The sequence below is a fragment of the Aliikangiella marina genome (assembly GCF_007004765.1).
In the GTDB taxonomy this organism is placed as follows: domain Bacteria; phylum Pseudomonadota; class Gammaproteobacteria; order Enterobacterales; family Kangiellaceae; genus Aliikangiella; species Aliikangiella marina.
Window position 1 is genome coordinate 193,528 of record NZ_VIKR01000005.1, and the last position, 22,877, is coordinate 216,404.

Below are 22,877 nucleotides of genomic sequence, written 5' to 3' on the forward strand. Positions count from 1 at the left end.
TAAACGGACGAAAAGCCGCCCGTTTTGGCTCCGCTGATCGGTAATTAAATCTTGATTAAGACAATAAAATTCAACCTAACCTTTCGATTCTAACTTTTGAAATTTTGGTAATACGTCGCTATTTACCATGTCGTCACTACCATCGGGCAAAGCAAGTAAATTCGCTTCGCTATTCGGTATCGCAGCATATTCCAGTCCGAGGCGGAAACAGTCATTGGCATGATCTTGGTCATCGAGCTGCTGCAATGTTTTAGCCATGTAAAGATAGGCTTCTGCATTGGGATCAATTTGCAAGGCGCGTTCTAAAAAGAAACGCGCTTTTCCCCAAAGCTTCGCATGATAAGCAATTTTTCCAAGGGTGAGAAAAGTTTCAACGGGTGTTTGGTTTTTACCTTTCTGCCAAGCTTCTAGAAAAGTCAGTTGTTTTGCGGGATCACTACTAACCACCTTGCCATAAAGACTGATCACTTGCGAGTCGGCTTGCTTTTTAAGTAGCGGTCGAATTAACGCTTCGGCTTCGTCCATTTGATCAAATTCAATTAATAACTCTGCATAGATTAGGATATTACAACGAGTCTTTCGGTATTGCGCCGGGAGGTTTTGCCAAGCGTCTGTGAGCTGTTCAATTTGACCCAGTTCTGCTTGCTTACTCAGTAAACCAGCAATACCGCGTTTTTCGTAATCTTGTAATGCTTCGCCTTGATACACTTGTTGTTTTTTCAACGCAGGTATGAGTTCGATCATTCGTGTCCAGTCTTGCAAGCGCTCGTAGAGCTCGCCGAGGAGTTTTAATACATAAGGGTGGTTGGGATTTATCGCTTTTAGTTCATTAAGGCTGGCGAGCGCTTGTTCATATTGGTTGTGCTGCAATTGGAGTTGCGCTTGGGTGAGCCTAATCGCTGTTTTTGCATCGGGCTCTGCGAGATGCGCCTGACGCAAATAAGCGTCTCGTCTCACTTCAGCATTTTGATGTTGCGCTGCTTGGGCAGCGATCAAGTAATTAATTAACTTGGTATCCGAATTTTTGGCTGCGCCGATCATTGCGTCTTCAGAAGCTTTCCATCGCCCCTCGGTAAAAGCGAGCATCCCTTGCGTCGTTTTTCTTCGAGCACGCTTTGCGCTACGATCGCTACTCCAGCTTTTCACTCGACCAGCGCTTGCAAAGATACTTCGACCAATTTTGATGGTAAAAAATAATAGTACAAACGCCAGTAAAATAAAGAAGACCGCGACCCACAAGCGCATCTCGACACTGGTTTTGTCGTAAGCAATAATAACGAAACCTGGTAGCTCTTTTATTGCCGATCCACCAATACCGCCAACTACCAGAGCGATGAGTAAGGAAAGCTTCCACTTCATTGCGGCTGCTCCTCATTTGCATCGATTGGTTGGGTGGCATCTAACCACTGATAAAGTCTATCCTGATTGATACGCTCAATTTGCTTGCGCGAATCGAGTGACTTAGGTAAATCCATCACAATGTTAGTATCGCGCAGCGTATTCAGTTCAGCTAATAGATTAGTTGCGAGCTCATCTTTTTGAAAAAAAGTTTCAATCCATTCTATCGCATTATCAATTTTTGTCAGATATAAACCTGGCTCAGATCGGAGGACAGCGACTTGTGATTGTTGTAATGCTAGTTGTAAGTTGGCATTGAGCAAACCGCGCTGTTCGAGGGTCATCAACGGCATACGTGGTTCACTGTGATCTTTAATCGTGACAAAGTCATCGAGAAATTGTTGATAAAAATTCGACCAACTTAATGATTCGCGATTTTCGCCTTCGGCTGATTGTTTTTCTTCGACGGGTTTAAATTCAAGCGCAATAAGGCTGAGAGAAGGAATCTGGCCACTAATTGCATCAAGCTGAACGGCGATACCACTGATGTCAGGGGCGATCACTAGCTGGAGGTTCGCGATGTCTTGCGCGATCGATTGGCGTAACTCAATCAGACTGTTATCTCCGATATCTTTAACTTTTTCGTCAGCGGCTTTAAGCAAACCGATTGCCGTCCGTTTATCACCTTCTAGCGTGATTTTAAATTCAGCCAGTTTAATGAGATATTCAGCTTCAGCGAGTAACCAATCTTGATGGCGACGCCCTGACAGATCTTTTAGCCTTTCTTGGGTAATGGTAAGTGAATCTCTTAATTGCTGAATTAATTGTTGTTGTTGATTAACGATCTGTTGATTTTGATTGGCCGTCGCGAGACTCGACTTTGCGATCTGGGCGCTTTCTTGATTTGCGGCAAGCTGTTGAGTAACTTGATTATTGATTTTGGTTTGTAGTTCTTGCCAATTTTGTTGCATCAAAAACTGCTGGTAAGCCGCCCAGCCGACACCGCCAAGCGTAAGTAATGCAAGAATGATTGCCACAATCGAATAAATAGGGCGTTTTTTACTTGGACGGTGAGTCTCCATTTTTGGCATTGATTTATTGTCAAAAATCGGTTGTTGGGTTTTTTCTTCTGCGGGCTTTTCATCAGATAACTTCATGATACTTTCATTGCCACTATTCGAATGATTGTTTTTATCAATCTCATTGTCATCTTTGTCATTTTTAGTGTTGATGTTTTTAATATTACTCGGTTTACCGCTATGATCATCGGAATTTTTGCGATTGACAGCTTCAGGCGTCTGACTATCTACAGTCGAGTTGTCTGTTTGTTTCTTTTTACTGTCAGGTTTGAGGGAACTAGCATCTGTTGAATGAACTTGATCAGTCGATTCTCCGTGCGGTGAATGTTTGCTGTCAGTTTGGTTTGAATCCCTATGTTGAGATTGACCCTTTGATTGGTCTTCAGTCGGTTTTGAGGAGTCCTTGGGATCATCGCTCATTTTCTGCTATTCCTGATTGTAAAAAAGGTTTTTCACACATTGTACCAGTTGTTCTTCTGCGGCGCCTGCTGATTGGCTAACAATTATAAACCCTTTTTGTAATGCAAGTTCTGCTAGTCGCTCACTGGTGATGATAATTTTGGTGTGGTGCTCTGCATTGTCAGACAAGCCAAGGATTCGATGCAGGTTATTCAAAGCTTCAGCACTGCTGATAAGCCACAACGGGCGACGCTTGGCTTTTTCTTGAATCCCTTTTTGCGCCTCAAGTGAAGGTAAACAGCGTTTATACACGTCTATTTCGGTTACCTTCGCCCCCCGCGTTAATAGCACTTCGCGTAGTAGTGCTCTCCCGCCTTCGCCCTTGATGATGAGCCATTGTTGGCCCATTACATTAGTCAACTCGGGTAAGGCCAATAAACCCTCAGCATTCATTTTTTGTGGATAAAAAGCATCTCGCGAGAGGTAATCTTTGACTGACTTTGCGGTATTTTCACCGACAGCAAAAAGCTGGCTGTCAGCGACGGTGAATTTTAGATGCTCGAGATGGGCAAAATGCTTTACCGCATTGCTGCTGATAAAAATAACCATGTCTGGGACTATTGACTCACTCGGGACATTTTGCAAAGGCTCGATACGGATTAGCGGAAAGTGCTCGATTTGAGGTGGTTTATCCAAGCTGGCTAAAGCGTGTTGTAATTTAGCGGCCAATTCCGGGCTCTGGCCCAATGGCCGAGTGACGACTATTGAATCGAATTCTATCGCGGCGTCTGTAGTCACGTCGTTTCTTTCCGATGAAGTTTTTATCAGTTTAGCAGTATTGAATACCGAACTAAATACGCTTTATCTAGCTTGTTGTATTGGCTTATTCGTCGACAGCTCGGCAGCAAGAATGTAGGCTAAACACACTTTATGGTCAATGAGCGCCGATTTGTTGGAGAATTTTGTCAGCGCCCGCAGACAACAAGGATTCAGCGATCTCAATACCAAGCTTCTCAGCAGCGTCAGCATCGCCAGTGATTGAGCGTTGGATAATCGTATTCCCGTCCAACGAACCGACGAGTGCTTCAATGGTAATTTGCTCGTTGTTTAATTGAGCGAATGCGCCGATTGGCACCTGACAACCACCTTGTAGCCGGTTATTAACGGCTCTTTCGGCAAGAACGCGAGTCGCGGTACTTGGATGATTAAGCGGAGCAAGCAATTCAAGGGTTTGCTGATCATCAAGCCGGCATTCAATGCCAACGGCTCCTTGCCCGCCGGCAGGTAAAATAAACTCTGCCGGTATTCTCTCAGCGATCCGTTCAGGCATCTCCAGTCGAATCAGACCAGCAGAGGCAAGAATGATAGCGTCATATTGGCCTTCATCTAACTTGCCTAAACGAGTTCCGAGATTACCTCTAAGGTCGCGAATTTGAAGATCAGGTCGTTTCGCTTTAAGCTGGCATTGGCGCCGTAAACTGGAAGTGCCGACTATCGCTCCCTCTGGTAACTGATCGATGCGGTTAAATTTATTGGAAACCAATGCATCGAATGGGTCTTCTCGCTCGCAGATAACAGCCAGCCCCAATCCTTGCGGAAACACCATCGGTACATCTTTCATTGAGTGAACCGCAATATCTGCGCGGTCTTCTAGCATAGCCACTTCAAGCTCTTTTACAAACAATCCTTTACCACCCACTTTCGCCAGTGGTGTATCAAGAATCTTATCGCCCTTGGTAGACATTGGCACCAGTTCAACCTTGAGTCCTGGATGGAATTTTTGCAGTTCTGCTTTTACAAATTCTGCTTGCCATAATGCGAGCGGGCTTTTTCTGGTGGCAATTCTTATCATGAAGAAAACTCATTAATAAACAACTGGCGCAATTCTATCATTAGCCTATCGGTTGGGAAATGATAAAGATCAGATAGTCTCTAGCGCTGCTTTAGGGAAAAGAAATCACGCCAAGTATCATGGATCGAAATTAATTATTTAGCGGCGGCGAAACTCAAGTAATCGCGCGGTACGAGGCTGTTCAAATTTTCTGACTGGATAATCAACTTGCACGTCGAACTCATTGAGTAATTGATGCAGTTGGTAAAAACTATCCCACATCATTTTAGTAATATCGACACAAGATTTGATAGGGTTGTTTGATTTTTCTCGAATGGCGTCAACTTGAAAAACTAAGCCACGCATTCTGCGCTTGTTTCTTTCGGAGGTCATTTCGATGACTTTTTCCATGTAAAGTCGTCGCGTTAATTCAAATTTTTGAGGGTCAGTTTCGTGCAGAGTTTTCCATTTATCAAAATCGAACCTTTCGCGAAGTATGCTATTCGACTCTAAATCCTTGTTACCGCTTAGCTGCATAGTCGGGCCTCTCGTTCTCAAAAACTAAGCCTGCTTCATTGAAAAATGAAGTCAAGAGACATTGGTTAAATATCATCCTATCAGAAATAATATTGGAGTGAAATTGAATAAACATTCCGGATGTTACTGAATATTTTTTCCTGCAAGCGCTTCTTAGTTAGGCTATTTTTAAAAAGAATCTCAAAAAATCAGCTAACCATTTGATAACTAGTATATTCTTTTGTAATCCAAATCGAGTGAGTCGGCGTCAAAATTAATAACTAATTAGCATAACTATTGCAAAACCAAAAATAAATGATTCTATCAACTTAGTGAGTAAAACCAGAAAAAAACATTAAAAAACACCAACAGACACTAAAAAGGCCGACTTAATGAATATCAGAGATATCTATCGCAACGAATACTTAGCGCTTGGGCAACTGATGGCAGATGTTTATGCCAATCTTGAAGACTTCCCCTCTAAAGAAGAGCAACCGGAGTATTATCAGATGTTACTTGATATCGGTAAATTCTCTGAACAAGAAAATACTCGAGTTATTGTCGCGAAAGATGATGAAAATAATTTACTGGGTGGTTTGGTGTATTTCAGTGATATGGCCCATTATGGTTCAGGCGGTGAAGCGCCAAAAGTAAAAAATGCATCAGGTATTCGTCTGCTCGGTGTTGGCGAAAATGCACGAGGACAAGGCGTTGGTAAAGCCTTAACTGATTATTGTATCCAACAAGCTAAAGCGGATGGAAATCAGCAAGTAATTTTACATACAACGCAAGCAATGGACATTGCTTGGAAAATGTACGAGGGGCTTGGTTTTATTCGATCAGCTGATCTCGATTTTCGTCAAAAAGATTTACCCGTTTATGGGTTCCGATTAGCTATCTAATTTTAATATAAAAAGTAGATTAGCGTACCGATTAACAATCCACTCCAAATAAATACGACGGTACAAAAACCCATGATCTGGCGAATATTTAAACCCGCGATACCAAGCAGCGGCAATGCCCAAAAAGGCTGAATCATATTGGTCCAAGCATCACCCCAGGCAACTGACATCGCGGCATTTTTAACGGGTACTGCAAGTTCTTGTGCCGCTGGAATAACGATGGGGGCTTGTACTGCCCACTGACCACCGCCAGATGGAACGAAGAAATTTACGATTCCGGCGCTAATAAATGTTAAAACAGGGAAAGAGTCTTGAGTTGATATTTCGACAAACCAGTTACTGACTGAATCGGCTAAACCAGATTCTACCATCATTCCCATTAGGCCTGCGTAGATTGGAAATTGTAGAATAATTCCACTTGCCCCGGAGACTGCTTTTTTTAAAGCGGCTAAATAATTAAATGGATTTCCATGCATTAATAATCCCAGCGTTAGTAAGCACAAGTTAATGATGTTTAAATTGAGTCCATTACCTGCTGAAAAATAATTAAATAAATAAAGCCCGCACATGGCTGCAAGTAATAATGTGATTACTGGACTATGTTCTAGTTTTTCGGCTGGCGATAACTCGTGATGGTCCCGCTTAGCGACTTCATCTTTTTGATAATCCAATTCGATAATATTATCTTTTGGCATCATTAAAAAATTGATAACAGGCAAGGTTATGAGTAACGCAAGCACAATAATGAGATTTTCTACGGCGAAAATTGTTTGCGAAACAGCGATGATTTCACCATTCAAAAGGGCGTTGAGAGAGTCTTGGTTGGTGGACGCGATTTTCAGTGGGATAGAGCCTGATAAACCGCCATGCCATACTAAAAATCCGCTGTAGGCTGATGCAATTAACAAAGGAAAATGGACTTGTTTCACTTTGTAGGCGACTTCTCTGGCCACTAAAGCGCCGACCACTAATCCAAATCCCCAATTAATCCATGCGGCAAGTATTGCAACAATCGTAACTAGTACAACACCTTGAGCTGGTGTTGTTGCTAGTGAAGCAATCTTTTGTAGAAATACGCTGACTGGTTTGCTCATCGCTAGAATATGGCCTAGGACAAGAATTAAAACCATTTGCATCGAAAAAGTGAGTAACTTCCAGAAACCGTTACCCCAGTGATCAGCCATTTGAATTAGAGATTGATTTTGAAAAAACATTCCACAGAGAAAAACGATGGCTGAGAGTATGACTGCAAACAAGAATGCGTCCGGTAACCAACGTTGCATAACTCGACTAAAGAAATCAGCACTCGCTTTGATCATTTTTTCTTCTCCGTAAAGATATGTTGACTTATTGTTTAGTTAAAATCTTTATCTTTATTCTAAATCTTGGACTGTCTTGTTTTGTAAGTAGTCAACTATTTCTAAAACTTTATCATGCAAACATTGTGAAGCGTAACTTAGGTTTTTTATAAATTCAGATTCGGATTTATTATCGTGGTCAACTAAATTAGTAATCGATTTTAATGCCATCATTGGAATATTGAATAACATCGCAACCCACGCGATACCAGCAGCCTCCATCTCTTTGGCGACGGCGTTGTGCTCGTCGATAACTAAAATATCTTTGTCACTTTTTTCTAAAGAAGAGCCGGTTGAAATAATACCCGTTTTCAAGTGTAAGTTTTTGGCTAGTCGGCTCACCTTTGCCGCTGGGTATTTACCTATCGAAGAATCATGGTAACCTTTAATCGGTACATGTCTGTCGTGGTAAACGAAGTGTTCTTCGCTGACATAAATTGTTCCAATATCAGCACCTCGACTGGCGAAACCCCCTGCCGTTCCAGCAGAAATAATAAGATCGGGTTGTAATTGTGTGATCGATTCATAGGCCATTAGCGTTGCTGCTTCACTACCGATATTATCGACTTGATGACGGTCGTCGATGCCTGCAATAACCAGTGAAACATTGATCCGACCAATTTGATTCTGATAGCACCTCATCGGTAGTTGTACATGTAAGGCACCTAAGTTCTCTTTGAGTTCAAGCGATTTTATTATAGGCTGCGCTTCATCACGCATGGCCATAAGAATGACCAAGTTGTTGATAGGCTTTAGTTCATCGCTAGTAATCAATGGTATTCTCTGCTGGTTATTGTGTATTTAGTTACTCGTTTAATAGGTAGATAGCATCGCAGTTTCGCCAATAATGATTGTAATCCATACCGGCACCAAACGAGTATTGATCGGGGCCTTGAAGTTCGCAGTAATCAGGTTTCATATTTTTGAAGGCTTTTCTATCATGTAGTTTTTCAATCAATACTAACGTTTTTACTGAAAGTGCACCCATCGACTCACAAGCGGCAACGATACCTTGCAGGGTAAAGCCTTCATCTAAAATGTCGTCGACTACGATGACATGTCTTCCGCTCAGGTCCATTTGCGGCTTAGCGCGCCATTCGATTTCACCACCGGTGGTTGCGCCTCGATAACGGGTTGCGTGACAATAATCGATTTGTATTGGAAAATTCAACAAAGGTAAAATCTTGCCTGCGAATATCAAACCACCATTCATGACCACCAAGAAAATCGGGTTCTTTTCTGCGTAATCACTGGTCAATTGAGACTGAAGTTTGGCTAATGCTTCATCAATCACTTCTTTAGAATGTAATAAGGTTGCATTGCTTTTAATTTGATTGAGTTCGTTTATTTTGTCCATCGTTTCCATGATTCAAACTACGTTAGTCTTTCAATTGGTTGACACGAATGATATTAGATATTTCGACTTTTTTGGGGGCCGTTTTGACTTTGGGTGATTCAGCCTGATTCGATTTATCTCTCTCTTCGGCGGTTTGCGTAAAGCCACACTCGACACATTCTATACTTTGATCGACACTATCCACGAGTAGTGAGTCGAGCTCATTACAACTTGGACAACTTGCGCCGGCAATAAATCGTTGGGTCTTTCTCATCGTATTCTCTTATAGGTTAACTCGCTCATTCGCTAAATCCTTCTATTTTTTCTGATAAATCTAACCACTCTTCTTCAAGTTGTTCGAGTTCCATCTTAACTTGGTTAGATCGATCAACGGTCTGAGTCATTTTTTCTTTATTAGCATCATTGTAGAGCTCATTGTCGGCTAATAATTCTTCAAGCGCTTGGCTTTCATTTTGTAGTTTGGTAATGAGTAGATCAACTTTTTTAAGTCGATTAGTCAGTGGTGCTTTTTGTTGGCGAAGTTCAGCCTGTAATCGTTTTTGTTCCTTTTTAGCTTGGGCAGAATTATTTTTCTCTTTGACATCTGCTTTAGCCGCCGCACCCCATCGGTTTTCGTTTAGCCACTTCTGATAGTCTTGTAAATCGCCATTAAATGGATTGACTTTGCCATCATTGACTAACCAAAACTCATCAACCACACTTTCCATTAAATTTTTATCATGGGCGACTAATAACACAGCACCGTCGTAATCTTGAAGTGCTAGCGCCAAAGCTTCGCGCATCTCGATATCAAAATGATTGGTAGGTTCGTCTAGAAGTAGTAAGTTGGGTTTTCGCCAAGTAATCATGGCTAGCACAAGGCGAGCTTTCTCTCCACCGGAAAAACCGGCTACTTTATCTTGTGTTTTATCGCCATGAAACGCAAAGCCACCTAAAAAGTTCCTTGCATCTTGTTCGCTGATATCAGTACCCAGTGATTGGATATGCCAAACCGGGGATTGATCGAGGTTGAGTTGTTCTACTTGATGCTGAGCAAAATACCCCGCAGCAAAATGTTTATTTCGATTGAGCTCTCCGCCTCTTGCCTCAAGCTCGCCACAAATCAGTTTAATAAGTGTGGACTTGCCTTCGCCGTTACGGCCTAAGAGGCCTATTCTTTGTCCGGCTAATATTCGCATGCGGATTTGATTGATAATATTTTTATCTTCGTAACCAACATTTGCATCTTGAATATTGATCAATTCGGTGATGTTCTTGTTTATGGGGGAAAACTCGAACCCGAACTTGGTTCTAATTTGCACGGCACTGACCCGATCCATTTTTTCCAAAGCTTTTACTCGGCTTTGCGCTTGGGTTGCTTTACTCGCCTTAGCTTTAAATCGGGTGATGAATTTCTCTAAATGCTCAATCTCTTTTTGTTGTTTTTCAAATTGAGCTTGTTGTAACACTTCCCGTTCATGTTTCTGTTTTTCAAAACTGGAGTAGTTACCGCTATAGCAATTGATGTTTTGATTGTCGAAGTGAAGGATATGCGTTGAAAAACTATCTAAAAAATCACGGTCGTGAGAGATAGTCATCAACATTCCTTGATATTTTCTCAAGAAATCTTGGAGCCACAAGACTGCCTCTAAGTCTAGATGGTTGGTGGGTTCATCGAGGAGTAATAATTCTGCCGGTTGAATCAGCGCTTGTGCTAAGTTAAGACGCATCCGCCATCCGCCTGATAAAGCTTTTACCGGTGAAGCCATTTGTGCTTCAGTAAAACTCAATCCTGTCAGCAATTTCGCCGCTTCAGAAGGCAATGACCAGCCATTGATTGCCTCTAATTTAGCGTGAATTTCGGCGATTCGGTGACCATCTTCCTGTTTTTCTGCATCGATCAAAGCTTGCGTTAATTGGAAATATTCTTGATGACCTGACAAGACATAATCGACAGCACTTAAGTCGCTTGCCGGCGTTTCTTGTTTAGCGGAACTAATGCGCCATTTGGGTGGAAATTCGAGGTCACCTTGCTCTGCCGCTAGCTCGTTTTTTAATAGCTGAAATACGCTAGACTTGCCACAGCCATTTTTGCCAACAATCCCGATTTTGTGGTCGGGATAGAGGGTTAAATCGACTTTATCGAGGAGCTGTTTGCTGCCTTGAAACAAGGACAACTTCTTAAAGCGGATCATAATTTAAACAATCAGGTCTTATTTGCCAGGGTATTTATTGATGGCGGATCATAACACACATAAAGAACATCGCACCCCAGGTAATAGTTGAGGTGCGCAATAGCGTGGTGAAAATCAGAGGTGTAGTTTGGGGAAACTTAAAAGTCGACTATCTCAAAATGAGGGTTTTCGTTGATGACTTTCATCGACTTAACTCGATTCAAAACGACTTGCAGAGTCTTACCTTTCTCCTCAATCACGAGGCATTCGTCACGATTATTGTCAATGGTTACATCTAAAGCCTTGCCTTGGCAGGTACTCTCATCATCCAATTTGAGCGTTAAATCGAAGCCATACATACATGCGATTTCGACATAATCATGTACTGCACAATCGATAATGGGATTACTCATAGCTCTCCTCCTGCAACTAGCGTCTTTAAGTTAGCGGTTAAGGCACCTGACGGGTATTAACCTTGCTAAATTTGTGACTAATTAGTTTGTGTTTCGTTACATTGCTCAAATATAATCCGAGAGTCGACTGCTTTTCCAATATATAGGGACTATTTAATCGATAGACCCTGATTGGCCAATAAGTTAGGATGTTCGACAAAACTTATACCAAAATTTCTTTTTCAATCTAAAAGCATGGAGGCTCCGATGAAACGCGGAAACACCTTAATAGCGGGCTTTTTGTTCGCATCAATAGCCATCTTTCCAGTCTCGGCTGGAACAGAAATCAAGATGAAAATTACTGGACCTGACCGCTCACCTGGAAATTCCACGATGATGATAGACGGTGGCAAAATGAGAGTTGATACAGTTGATCCTGCCCAAGACGATAGCACTCAACTGATCTTCGATAGCCAGACAAAAACCATGATAATGGCCGATGTGAATCAGCGAATGTACAATGTAATGGATCAAGCCTCACTTGCGCAGTTAAAAGCAAGAATGGATGCGGCGAAAAAGCAAATGGAAGCACAACTTGCAAATATGCCTCCTGAGCAGCGGGAAATGATGAAGAAAATGATGGCTGGACGCATGGGAATGGCGGACGATTCGGCCCCTAAGCCAACAAAAAATATTGTCAAAACAGGAAAATCTGCTTCCGCAGCTGGATATGATTGTCAGATCCATGAGGTTTATTCTGGTCAAAAGAAACTCAGAGAGTTGTGTGTTACGCCGTGGGGAAAGATTAAAAACGGTGGAGAAATAAAGCAGTCACTGGAAGAAATGAATCGTTTTTTTAGTGCTTTTCTCGACTCCATGAAGGGTATGATGCCTGCCGATGAAGAATCGCCGTTCGCCGAAATTGAAAAGTTAAATGGCTTTCCTGTCATATTTAAAGAGTTTGAAAATGGACAATTATTTGAGACATCGACATTGCAATCAATTTCAAGTAAAGATTTATCCGCCGATATTTTTAAAGCACCTAAGGGATTTACCAAACAGTCTATGATGGAGGGGATGTAGACTGAATTCAGATTACCTGAATCCGTTACTACTAAGTAGTAGCGGATTAATCATCTTTAGGGTAAAAGTATTAACTAATAAAAACGCTTCCAAGTAACCCTTCCAATGCCCGAAATAAAAGACGACGAAAAAGTCAAAAAATCCTTAAAAAATTTACTCCCTATTTTTGCTTTTGTGCTGTCCTATAAAAAGATGTTGGCAGCGGCATTAATTGCATTATTGTTCACTGCGGCTGTCAGCTTATCGCTTGGACAAGGGGTTCGCTTGGTGATTGACAGTGGGTTTGTCGAGGGCTCCAAGGCACAATTAGCAAACGCAATTGGGGTTATTATTGTTATGATTGCTTTATTAGCCATAGGAACTTTTACTCGCTTTTATCTCATGTCATGGCTAGGCGAGCGGGTCAGTGCTGATATTCGCAAAAAAGTCTTTAATCAACTCGTCAGTTTGCACCCAAGCTATTTTGAAGAGAATCGTAGTGGTGAGCTGATGTCTCGACTTACAACTGACACGACGCTATTACAATCAATCATCGGATCCTCTTTTTCGATGGCGTTGAGAAGTGCGTTGATGTTAGTTGGCGGTTTAATCATGTTATTGGTTACCAATTTGAAGCTGTCGCTCATCGTAATCGGCTCGGTTCCGGTTGTTTTATTACCGATGATGTTTTATGGCAAAAAGGTCAGAACATTAGCGAAAAAGAGCCAAGATAGTATTGCTGATATTAGCACCTATGCTGGCGAGATTATTCAGAATATCAAAGTAGTACAAAGCTACACTCATGAGACTCAAGAAAAAGCAGCATTCGGCCAAGAAGCCGAAAACGCATTTGAAGTTGCAAAAAAGCGAATAAAACAACGCTCAGTTTTGATTGCTGCAGCAATACTTTTATCCTATTGCGCGATTAGTGTCATGCTGTGGGTTGGTGGCAGTGATGTTCTTGATGGTGTGATCACTGCTGGAGAGTTAGCGGCATTTGTTTTTTATGCAATTATGGTAGCGATGTCATTTGCGACCATCGCTGAAGTTTATGGAGAACTTCAAAGAGCTGCAGGTTCTGCTGAGCGGCTTATTGATCTGATGGCGGTTGAAAGTGAAATACGCGTACCACTCAAGCTAGCAACAATGGATAGTCAAGCGAAAGAGGTCATTCGATTTAGCGCCGTAAGCTTCCGTTATCCGTCCAGACCAGATGATCCCGCGTTGATAAATATTGATCTTGGTATTGAAAAAGGCAAAGTAATTGCGTTAGTTGGTCCGTCTGGTGCTGGAAAAACAACGTTGTTTGAATTATTACAACGTTTCTATGATCCTCAAGATGGTGAAATACGATTTAACAATGCCCCGTTAACAAAACTTAATCCGACCGATCTAAGGAAACACATGGGCGTTGTTCCGCAGCATCCGATTTTATTTAGTAGCGATGTGTGGCACAACATTCGCTATGGTCGACCAGAGGCAACGAGGGAAGAGGTAATTGCCGCTGCTAAGAAAGCTCATGCTCATGAGTTTGTGTCGATGTTACCTGATGGTTATGACAGCTTTTTAGGTGAACAAGGCGTCAGACTTTCGGGCGGACAGAAGCAGAGAATTGCATTAGCAAGAGCGATCTTAAAAGACCCCGAAGTCCTCTTACTCGATGAGGCTACTAGTGCACTTGATGCTGAAAGTGAACATCATGTTCAAGCCGCATTGAATGAACTAATGAAAGGTAGAACAACGCTAATTATTGCTCATCGACTGGCGACGGTTGTTCATGCTGATCAAATTGTACTGATGGATAAAGGCGCTATTATCGCCACTGGAAACCATAACCAGTTAATTAAAGAATCTGCGCTTTATAAAAGACTCAGTGAATTGCAATTTAAGCGCACCAACGAGGCGATAGAGTAGTTTAGTTGAATCACCCTAACATGGTTAACTTGAATGTTAAATTTTTTCTCTCGTTTATCTTTAAAACTCGGATGGACTAAAGGACTTGCGATACTCTTTGGGAGTGGCTTTCTCGCTTTACTGGGCTTTTCAATATTGAATGAAAACACGAAAGAAAGCGATGTCTATATTATTCCAAGTATTATGGGCTTTATTTGGAGTATGTTGCTTTATTCAATAGCGCAACTGTTTCCTAATGTACCTGCTATTCCAGATCCTTCTGAAAAAATTCTTAAACGGCTAAAAGTGAGAATTAAGAGAGGCTTCTATCATATTCTCAGTATTTTGTTTGTGATGATATCGATCGCGGCAATACTGTTATCGATACGAATGTTTTTAATATGGCTGGGAATCTATGCCAAATAAAAAAGCGCACTCATGGTGCGCTTATTTATTTTATATAAGTTAGTCTTACAGTCGTCGCTCATGCGCGTCGATTTGTTTCACACAAGTCATGCGTTTGATTCGACTTCCCGTTGGTGCTTTTTTGTAACAACTGACTTCCTGTGCCTCTGCACCATATTTTCCGAGATAGTCATCGACATAAGGTTGAAGTGCGACTTTTTGCTGTTCCGATAGGGCATCTTTGATTTGGTCTCTGACTTTACGCCACTTTCGTTCATCGGCTTCAGAAGCAACGTTGAGCCATAAGTAAGCTTCGGTGTAATTTTGTTTAACACCTTTGCCTTCCATGTACATTAATGCGAGTGAAAACTGCGCAACTTTATTGCCCATTTCAGAGGCGGCTCTTAAATGTGTATAAGCTTTGTCATAGTTCTCGTTTTTAATCGCTGCGTTACCTAATTCGTAAGCACGCTCATAATTTTCAACTTCAATAGCACTCGCGGCGTTAGCGTTGAAACCAGCGAGTCCTGTAGCAAATGCTGCACAAATTAATAAATTCTTCACGGGTAGTTACCTTCTATAAGTTAGTCGCCAAATAGTATGACTATTAATACGTAACTAACTTCGCGATAGATGTAACTAAAATTGTAAAATTAGGAATCAGTAAAATATTTTTACAAAAGCTGACAATTAGACGCATGCTGTTGGAACAAAAAGCGCCTCAACAGTGGATATCTTGCCGCTCCCGTCGTTAAAAGCTTCGATTTATCGAACACCATCCCAAATAATATTCACCCGGCGGTTGCGTTTGCCCTTATTTTCAATTTTTGAAACTTTTAATGCGCCAATTTCAGCGGTGTTTTTGACGTGGGTTCCACCGCACGGTTGTAAATCAACAGTGTCGCCGATTTTTAACAGGCGAACCTTGCCCGCTCCTTTTGGGGGTTGCACTGACATGGTTCTCACAAGGTCAGGTGATTGGTCGAGCTCCTGGTCGGTTATCCATTGGGTGGTTACCGTAAGATTTTGATTGACCAAAGCCTGTAATGCTTCACTAATGGCCTGTTTATCGAGTGATGCCTCCCCAATATCGAAATCTAGGCGACTTTTGGCTTCACCAATTTGTCCGCCGGTTACACCGCAAGGTATGACAGAACACAAAAGATGCAATGCGGTATGCATACGCATATGCAGATAACGTCGTTGCCAATCAATACTAGCTTGAACGTTTTCGCCAATCATTAGCTCTGGCTGGTTGTCTGCTGGCACATGGACTATTTCACCTGTATCGCGATCCTTGATGGTTGTAGCGATGTTGATAGTCCGACCATCGATTGATAGAGTGCCGGAGTCACCCGGCTGGCCACCCCCGGTTGGATAAAACACCGTCTGGTCTAAGATAATGCCGCCTCTTTCGTTGATTGCAGTGACCTTAGCTTGGCAAGCTTTAAGGTAGGCATCGTCTGCAAATAGCGCAATTGTCATAGAAATCCCTCAATAGTTTTGTTGCATTGTAGGAGTAAGTAATCGTTCAAGCAATTCAATTTAGTCGCCTTGACCTGTCTATAACTATAGGGTTTATTGTGTTGCTGGGTTAAAAATATTAGTTTTAAATTATTGGTTTTGAATAATGCTATCAGACAGTCAATTTCTCACACAATTTGAAAATCACTCGCTACCGAGCGCTTATTTTGATCACCAAGGACACTTAAGAATAGCTTGGCTTTATCTCAATAGGTTTAGCTGCAAGGTCGCAATTAGAAAGGTTTGTGAGGGTATTAAAAGCTACGCTGTAAGTCTTGGTGCGAAAGATAAGTTTCACCATACGCTTACCGAGTTCACCGTCCGAATGATTGCTCATCGACTAACTACTCAGTCATATGATGATTTCGCAGACTTTGTGAATAAAAATCGTGATTTAGTCGTGGATTTAAGGTCGCAAATTCTTCGTTATTATTCACCCTCATTGCTTAACAGTGATTTGGCAAAAAAAGGCTATTGTAAGCCCGATCTTATCGAGTTTGGTTAGCAATTAATTGGGGTAAATTGACGAAAAATGCTTTGGTCGCTTCATCACTTGGAAAGTAGCTCTCAATGGTCAATTCCTGCATCGTTATATCGATTGGGGTTCCAAATGAAGCCAGTGTTGAGAAAAAACGAAGCGTTTGATTATTGATCTCAAGTATTACATCAACCATTGGCTGGGACTCTTGGTGCGCTGACATATTTTTCCAGCGATCAGGCACGCCGGGATAAGACATTAGTTTTTCCAGTAACCCTGAGTGTCTGTCCTGATACATTATTTTCTCTCGATGAAGTCGTTGCAACAAAACACAGGCAACTTCTTGCCAGTTTTTCACAAACGGTCTAAACCCATTTGGATCAAACAGCATTTCTAAAATATTATTAGTTTGCGGAAAGTTGGGTTGGAGTTGTTTAATGAAATCACTCATTAGGAGGTTGGTTTGATTCATCATGACAATATTCCAGTCCCAGTCAAAAACGACGGCAGGATAGGGTTCGTGGTTTGAGAGCATGATTTCTAGTGCTTGTTTTACCGGCGCCATTTCTGGCTGAGTAATATCGCTGCGAGTGTAGGCCTCTGAAAACCCAGCTGCTGAAAATAAGACATTTCGTTCGCTTAGCGGAATATCAAGCGAGTTAGATAAGCGGATTATCATCTCACGACTGGGCTGTGACCGCCCTGTTTCCAAGAAGCTGATATGCTTACTCGATATGTCCGCTTCAAACCCTAATTCCATCTGACTAAGTCCTCGAGTTTTGCGCCAATCTTTGATAAGTGAGCCGAAATGATTCATTAGTTCTCCGATATTTCACTGACTTCAAGCTATCCAACAAGAGTATTACATCGATCTCTTTTCAACAACATTACCTCAAAGGTAATGGAAACTCTGCACGGAATAATCGATTCTTTAAGCGTCAATATTATTAACACTCAAATTGAGGAATCAATGATGAAAAATATATCATTAAGAAAAGTGTTGTTTTTGAATGCAAGTTTTTCAGTAGTTTGTGCATTTGACTTAATTGTTTTTTCCGAGTTAATCGCCGGCTATATGGGGAGCTTTTCGCCGCTTGTATTAGAGTTTATAGGGTTTGGCTTAATACCATTTGCGGTCTTTGTTGCCTGGGTCGCGTTAAAGACCAATAACCCAAAATTGGTCAAAGAGATTGTCTACATGGATCGAAGTTGGGTGGTTGGTTCAATCGTCTTGCTAGTTTTTGCGAGTAATTATTTAAATCTCATAGGAATCACAATAGTCATGTTGGTCGCTGTGATTGTTGCTGGATTTAGCGAAATTCAGAATAGATTGTTAACAGATTCGATCAAATTAACTTAGTGATTTGGGTTAAAACCGACAGCGCTCTACTTGTCACATTTGTGTTATACTTTGCGCAGCATTTTATCAATGTTGTTGCTCAACAAGCGAGAATATAATGTCTGTTTCCCCCAGTTATGAGACCTACACCCTAACAGAGCTCCAGGATGCTCTTACTCATATTGATCATCTGAAGTTTCCAGAAAGGGTTAAAGAAATCGAAAGTTATATCCAGCAGCGGCTAGAGTCTGGTGACATTGAAAGTCAATTTGCATTGGCCAATAAAAAACATATCAATAAGTCATCAATCTAGATTATTTGGCGATTTCAATGGCGTCAAAACGATCGATTGTCCCAAGAGTTTAGCGCTTTTAATGACAGAAAATTTGCTTTATGACAGAAAATTAACATTGATTAAATATTGTCACAATAAGCGCGAAAACAATCAGATTCTTGGTAATAAATCTGTCATGTAAAAATGTTTTCGCTGCATTTCCGCTGCAAGTAGTTTCAAAAAAATTCTCCGTACGTCAACTGCTGCTCGAGATTGCTGCGGCTGTGGATTAACTTTTTTAGCTAAGCTGTTATTTTATAAGTAGTTAAAAATCACTCTCTTGAGATGTCATCAAACTGTCATCTTTTGTAATCTTTTTGAAATTTACCTTCGCTACCCTACCCCAGTTTTTTTAACAATCTAATAAATCCGTTTTGGAGAATAATATGAAATTTACTCGATTGCTCTCAGTCGGTGCAGTGGCTGGCGTATTTGCGCTAACTGGCTGTGGTGGCGGAGACATTACCATTCAAGAAGGGGATGAAGTTGTTCAACCGCCAGTGGTTCAGCCGCCAGTTGGATTTCAATGTCCAAGTTTTGCGACTCAGCTAACCGCAATCGGTAGCTTTGACAACGTCTGTGAATTGTCAGGGACTTTAACTGCTAATGCGACTCTATCTAATGATGCATTGTGGGTACTAAACGGAAGAGTTGCAGTTGGTGAAGATAGAGCCAACTCAGCAACCTTGAGTATCGAAGCCGGTACTACAATTATGGGTCGTAGTGGTGATGACTTCTTAGTGGTTCGCCGTGACTCTCAAATCAATGCTGCAGGTACAGCGGCGGCGCCAATCACAATGACTTCTTTTGAGGATGTTACTGGTGCACAAACAGGTATCGGCCAATGGGGCGGTTTAGTCCTTCTTGGTAACGCACCGGCAAATCTTTGCGATGGTGACGGTGATAATGTCGCTGACGCGACAGAGCTTGCTAACTGCTCAATTAACGCAGAAGGCGACGCGGGTCTTTACGGTGGAGACAATCCTAACGATGATTCAGGTACGCTTCGCTATGTTGTTGTTAAACACGCAGGTAATGCACTTGGTTCAGGTGATGAACTTAACGGTATTACGTTTGCCGGTGTTGGTGATGCAACAGAAGTAGATTTCATTCAAGTTCACGAAAACCTTGACGACGGTGTCGAGTTTTTTGGTGGTACAGTAAATGTTAAACACGTTGTATTAACTGGCAACGGTGATGACAGCTTTGACTGGGCATTTGGCTGGAGTGGTCGTGCACAGTACGTATACATTCAACACAACGACGTATTCGCTAACCGCGGGTTTGAGTCTGATAACAGTGAAGACTTCCCAACGGCAACACCCCTTACCGATCCAATGGTTTCTAACGTAACAATTGTTGGTGGTAATGTTCCTGATGAAGATTCAGAAGGTGTTTTACTTCGCCATGGTACCGCAGGTCGATTACACAACTTTGTCATCACAGGTCCTGCCGGCATGGGTGAGTGTTTGGAAGTTGATAGCTTCCCTGAGACTCGTGCAAATGCGGCTTCTGGCGCGTTGATTATGACCAACTCTGTTGTGGCTTGTGACAACGGTGAAAACTTCAAAGGTAATGCAACGGATACATTAACAACTGAAGAATGGTTCTTAGGTCAATCAGGTAACTTAGCATTCGATGGCAGCGCTGCACTTAACCTAGATCTAAATGGTTACGTTCCATTGGTTGGTTCACCACTTTTAGGGGCTGGTATTGACGCTTCAACGGTTGATGCTTGGTTCGATTCAACTGATTATATTGGTGCTTTCGATGGTACTAACAACTGGATGGAAGGTTGGACTGTTGGCGTTCGCGGCGGATTCCCAGCTGACGTTCAAAATGCATTACAGCAAGGTCTAGCGACTAACGCATCTGCTGAGTATCCTGAAATTACTGATAAGCCTGTTTACAAGCTTGCAACAGATACGACTTTTACTGCAGACGTTACGCTAACTAATGATGCTCACTGGGTATTAAAAGGTCGTACAGCGGTCGGTAACGACAATGCTGACAATACGACGCTTTATATCGAAGCCGGAACAACTATCTTCGGTGAAACCGGAGACGACTTTTTAGTCGCTCGTCGTGGTTCGAAAATTGAAGCAGTTGGAACGGTTGGTGCACCGATCGTAATGACTTCGGTTCAAGATGTAACTGGTCAAGAAACTGGCATTGGCCAATGGGGTGGATTAGTGCTTCTTGGGAACGCACCGGTTAACCTTTGTGACGGTAATGGCGATGACCTTGCTGATGCGACTGAGTTAGCGAACTGTGGTATCAATGCAGAGGGTGATGCCGGCCTATACGGTGGTGATGACCCGACTGATAACTCTGGTACTTTAAAATTCGTTATTGTTAAGCACGCTGGTAACTCTTTAGGCTCTGGCGATGAACTTAACGGTATCTCTTTCGCTGGTGTCGGTTCTGGTACAACAGTTGACTACATCCAAGTTCACGAAAATCTTGACGATGGTGTTGAGTTCTTCGGTGGTACCGTTGATGTCCGTCACGTAGTTCTAACGGGTAACGGCGACGACAGCTTTGATTGGGCATTCGGTTGGACTGGTCGTGCACAATTCGTTTATGTACAGCATAACGATACAGCTGCTAATCGTGGTTTTGAGTCTGACAACAGTGAAGACTTCCCAGGTGCAGCTCCGCTAACTTCACCAACGGTTGCTAACGTAACAGTTCGTGGTAACAATGCACCAAGCGAAGACTCTGAAGGTGTACTGCTTCGTCACGGTACTGCGGGTATCTTACGCAACTTCGTTATCACCGGACCTGCCGGAATGGGTGAGTGTTTAGAAATTGACAGCTTCCCAGAAACTCGTGCTAACGCAGAAGACGGTAGCCTTATCATGACTCACTCAGTAGTGGCTTGTGAGAACGGCGAGAACTTCAAAGGTACGGCAAATACTTCTGGCGATACTGTTGAAGATTGGTTCCTCGCGCAAACGGGTAACTCAGCTTTCGACAATGCAGAAGCATTGCAAATGTTAGCAGACGGTTTCACGCCAAAATCAGGTTCGCCATTACTTGGTGCTGGCTATGATTTATCGGCCGATGACGACTGGTTCAAAGCGACTGATTACATCGGTGCTTTCGACGGTAACACTAACTGGATGGACGGTTGGGCTTTCGGTATCGATACTGGTATCCCAAGCAACGTAACTGCAGCTGATGCTCAAGGTCTTGCAACTGACGCTTCTGCAACTTACCCAGCAATTACCGACAAGCCTGTTTACTTGTTAAACACAGACGTTGTCTTCACAACTGATGTTGTTTTAACTAACGATAAGCACTGGATCATGAAGGGTCGTACTGCAGTTGGCAATGACAATGCAGATAACACCACGCTTTACATCGAGCCTGGTACAACTTTGATCGGCGAAACGGGTGATGACTTCTTAGTTGCCCGTCGTGGTTCGAAAATCGAAGCACTTGGTTCAGCTTCTTCGCCAATCATTATGACTTCTATCCAAGACATGACTGGTCAAGCAACCGGTATTGGTCAATGGGGTGGATTAGTACTTCTGGGCAACGCACCAGTAAACCTCTGTGACGGTAACGGTGATGACGTTGCCGATGCGACTGAGTTAGCAAACTGCGGAATCAATGCAGAAGGTGATGCTGGCCTTTATGGTGGTGACGACCCTGCAGATAACTCTGGAACGCTTCGTTACGTTGTTGTTAAGCATGCAGGTAACGCACTCGGTTCAGGTGATGAGCTTAACGGTATTTCATTCGCTGGTGTTGGTAACGGTACCACGGTTGATTACATCCAAGTTCACGAAAACCTTGACGATGGTGTTGAGTTCTTCGGTGGTACGGTTGACGTACGTCACTTAGTTCTAACAGCTAACGGTGACGACAGCTTCGACTGGGCATTCGGTTGGACGGGTCGTGCACAATATGTATTGATTAAGCACGATGCAGCTTTTGCAAACCGCGGTATTGAGGGTGACAACAGCGAAGACTTCCCAGCTGCAACGCCGATGACTAAACCAACGGTTGCTAACTTCACAATCATTGGTGCGGCTAACACTGATTCAGAAGGTGTATTGTTACGTCACGGTACTTCAGGTGACCTTTACAACTTCATTATCACTGGTCCAGCTGGCATGGGTGAATGTTTAGAAATCGATAGCTTCGCTGAAACTCAAGCCAACGCGGAAGCGGGTGAGTTAACCATGATTAACTCGGTGGTTGCTTGTGAAAATGGTGAAAACTTCAAAGGTACAGCCAATACCTCTGGCGATACAGTTGAAGCTTGGTTCCTTGCACAAACTGGTAATGCGGTAGAAGCAACTCAAGCTGATGCCGTAACAGGTTATGTCACTAACACCGCTAACGCTGCTGCAGACATGAATGCAGTTGATAGTTGGTTCGACACCACTGACTTTGTTGGTGCCGTCGGTTCAGACAATGATTGGACTGCGGGTTGGGTAACAGTTGGATTAGAGTAATTCAAGCCAACTTAAAGTTACCAATCATTGAAATCAATAAATATTGAT

Annotated in this window: 22 protein-coding genes; 8 read left to right on the forward strand and 14 right to left on the reverse strand. The window is 42.5% G+C overall.

From position 1 onward, the window contains the following. Positions 1–75: 75 nt before the first annotated feature. The 5 genes from FLL45_RS18130 to FLL45_RS18150 all read right to left on the reverse strand — a co-directional run bounded on the left by FLL45_RS18130 (position 76) and on the right by FLL45_RS18150 (position 5,184). The gene (locus tag FLL45_RS18130; protein WP_142943469.1) at positions 76–1,359 is read right to left on the reverse strand and encodes a heme biosynthesis HemY N-terminal domain-containing protein; all 1,284 of its coding nucleotides are present in this window, start codon (positions 1,357–1,359) and stop codon (positions 76–78) included. Then, positions 1,356–2,837: a uroporphyrinogen-III C-methyltransferase gene (locus tag FLL45_RS18135; RefSeq protein WP_142943470.1), complete on the reverse strand. Its 1,482-nt coding sequence runs from the start codon at positions 2,835–2,837 to the stop codon at positions 1,356–1,358. The genes FLL45_RS18130 and FLL45_RS18135 overlap by 4 nt, the downstream gene beginning before the upstream one ends. A 6-nt stretch (positions 2,838–2,843) precedes the next feature. Further along, entirely contained in the window at positions 2,844–3,614 is a 771-nt protein-coding gene (locus FLL45_RS18140) for a uroporphyrinogen-III synthase (protein ID WP_185964536.1), read from the reverse strand. Between the two features lie 136 nt (positions 3,615–3,750). Beyond that, positions 3,751–4,668 carry a hydroxymethylbilane synthase gene (gene hemC / locus FLL45_RS18145; protein ID WP_142943472.1) on the reverse strand — a complete coding sequence of 306 codons (918 nt, stop codon included), beginning with the start codon at positions 4,666–4,668 and terminating at the stop codon, positions 3,751–3,753. A 138-nt stretch (positions 4,669–4,806) separates the two neighbouring features. Continuing rightward, positions 4,807–5,184, reverse strand: coding sequence for a DUF3135 domain-containing protein (locus tag FLL45_RS18150; protein ID WP_142943473.1), 378 nt, complete (start codon positions 5,182–5,184; stop codon positions 4,807–4,809). A 371-nt stretch (positions 5,185–5,555) separates the two neighbouring features. Here FLL45_RS18150 and FLL45_RS18155 point away from each other — a divergent pair, with 371 nt between their 5' ends. Beyond that, positions 5,556–6,065: a GNAT family N-acetyltransferase gene (locus FLL45_RS18155; protein ID WP_142943474.1), complete on the forward strand. Its 510-nt coding sequence runs from the start codon at positions 5,556–5,558 to the stop codon at positions 6,063–6,065. 2 nt (positions 6,066–6,067) lie between these two features. On the opposite strand, the gene FLL45_RS18160 is transcribed toward FLL45_RS18155, so the two are convergent. The 6 genes from FLL45_RS18160 to FLL45_RS18185 all read right to left on the reverse strand — a co-directional run bounded on the left by FLL45_RS18160 (position 6,068) and on the right by FLL45_RS18185 (position 11,346). Beyond that, the gene (locus FLL45_RS18160; protein WP_142943475.1) at positions 6,068–7,384 is read right to left on the reverse strand and encodes a short-chain fatty acid transporter; all 1,317 of its coding nucleotides are present in this window, start codon (positions 7,382–7,384) and stop codon (positions 6,068–6,070) included. 54 nt (positions 7,385–7,438) lie between these two features. After that, positions 7,439–8,197, reverse strand: a complete 759-nt coding sequence (locus FLL45_RS18165; RefSeq protein ID WP_142943476.1) for a phosphorylase family protein — start codon at positions 8,195–8,197, stop codon at positions 7,439–7,441. A gap of 31 nt (positions 8,198–8,228) precedes the next feature. After that, a complete protein-coding gene (locus FLL45_RS18170; RefSeq protein ID WP_142943477.1) occupies positions 8,229–8,789 on the reverse strand; it encodes a hypoxanthine-guanine phosphoribosyltransferase in 561 nt (186 codons plus the stop codon). A 13-nt stretch (positions 8,790–8,802) separates the two neighbouring features. After that, positions 8,803–9,033, reverse strand: coding sequence for a YheV family putative metal-binding protein (locus FLL45_RS18175; protein ID WP_142943478.1), 231 nt, complete (start codon positions 9,031–9,033; stop codon positions 8,803–8,805). A 25-nt stretch (positions 9,034–9,058) separates the two neighbouring features. Beyond that, a complete protein-coding gene (locus tag FLL45_RS18180) occupies positions 9,059–10,954 on the reverse strand; it encodes an ATP-binding cassette domain-containing protein (protein WP_142943479.1) in 1,896 nt (631 codons plus the stop codon). Positions 10,955–11,091: 137 nt separating this feature from the next. Continuing rightward, positions 11,092–11,346, reverse strand: a complete 255-nt coding sequence (locus FLL45_RS18185) for a Rho-binding antiterminator (RefSeq protein WP_142943480.1) — start codon at positions 11,344–11,346, stop codon at positions 11,092–11,094. Between the two features lie 246 nt (positions 11,347–11,592). Between FLL45_RS18185 and FLL45_RS18190 the strand changes: the two genes are divergently transcribed. From FLL45_RS18190 to FLL45_RS18200, 3 genes are all read left to right on the forward strand, one after another. Further along, positions 11,593–12,408, forward strand: a complete 816-nt coding sequence (locus FLL45_RS18190; RefSeq protein WP_142943481.1) for a hypothetical protein — start codon at positions 11,593–11,595, stop codon at positions 12,406–12,408. Positions 12,409–12,513: 105 nt separating this feature from the next. Next, positions 12,514–14,301: an ABC transporter transmembrane domain-containing protein gene (locus tag FLL45_RS18195; protein WP_142943482.1), complete on the forward strand. Its 1,788-nt coding sequence runs from the start codon at positions 12,514–12,516 to the stop codon at positions 14,299–14,301. Between the two features lie 33 nt (positions 14,302–14,334). After that, on the forward strand, positions 14,335–14,706 hold the full coding sequence (locus tag FLL45_RS18200; protein WP_142943483.1) for a hypothetical protein: 372 nt from the start codon (positions 14,335–14,337) through the stop codon (positions 14,704–14,706). Between the two features lie 45 nt (positions 14,707–14,751). On the opposite strand, the gene FLL45_RS18205 is transcribed toward FLL45_RS18200, so the two are convergent. Together FLL45_RS18205 and FLL45_RS18210 are read right to left on the reverse strand one after the other, a co-directional pair. Further along, positions 14,752–15,249 (reverse strand): SEL1-like repeat protein, encoded by a 498-nt coding sequence (locus FLL45_RS18205; protein WP_142943484.1) that lies wholly within the window; start codon positions 15,247–15,249, stop codon positions 14,752–14,754. A 201-nt stretch (positions 15,250–15,450) separates the two neighbouring features. Next, entirely contained in the window at positions 15,451–16,170 is a 720-nt protein-coding gene (locus FLL45_RS18210) for an alanyl-tRNA editing protein (RefSeq protein ID WP_142943485.1), read from the reverse strand. A gap of 145 nt (positions 16,171–16,315) precedes the next feature. Between FLL45_RS18210 and FLL45_RS18215 the strand changes: the two genes are divergently transcribed. Beyond that, positions 16,316–16,714, forward strand: coding sequence for a hypothetical protein (locus FLL45_RS18215; protein WP_142943486.1), 399 nt, complete (start codon positions 16,316–16,318; stop codon positions 16,712–16,714). On the opposite strand, the gene FLL45_RS18220 is transcribed toward FLL45_RS18215, so the two are convergent. Further along, the gene (locus tag FLL45_RS18220; protein ID WP_142943487.1) at positions 16,698–17,504 is read right to left on the reverse strand and encodes a helix-turn-helix domain-containing protein; all 807 of its coding nucleotides are present in this window, start codon (positions 17,502–17,504) and stop codon (positions 16,698–16,700) included. The genes FLL45_RS18215 and FLL45_RS18220 overlap by 17 nt on opposite strands. A 156-nt stretch (positions 17,505–17,660) precedes the next feature. On the opposite strand from FLL45_RS18220, the gene FLL45_RS18225 reads away from it, so the two are divergent. From FLL45_RS18225 to FLL45_RS18235, 3 genes are all read left to right on the forward strand, one after another. Then, positions 17,661–18,047, forward strand: a complete 387-nt coding sequence (locus tag FLL45_RS18225; RefSeq protein WP_185964537.1) for a hypothetical protein — start codon at positions 17,661–17,663, stop codon at positions 18,045–18,047. A gap of 97 nt (positions 18,048–18,144) precedes the next feature. After that, the gene (locus FLL45_RS18230) at positions 18,145–18,339 is read left to right on the forward strand and encodes a hypothetical protein (RefSeq protein ID WP_142943489.1); all 195 of its coding nucleotides are present in this window, start codon (positions 18,145–18,147) and stop codon (positions 18,337–18,339) included. Positions 18,340–18,746: 407 nt separating this feature from the next. Next, positions 18,747–22,829 (forward strand): hypothetical protein, encoded by a 4,083-nt coding sequence (locus tag FLL45_RS18235; protein ID WP_142943490.1) that lies wholly within the window; start codon positions 18,747–18,749, stop codon positions 22,827–22,829. The last annotated feature ends 48 nt before the right edge of the window (positions 22,830–22,877 follow it).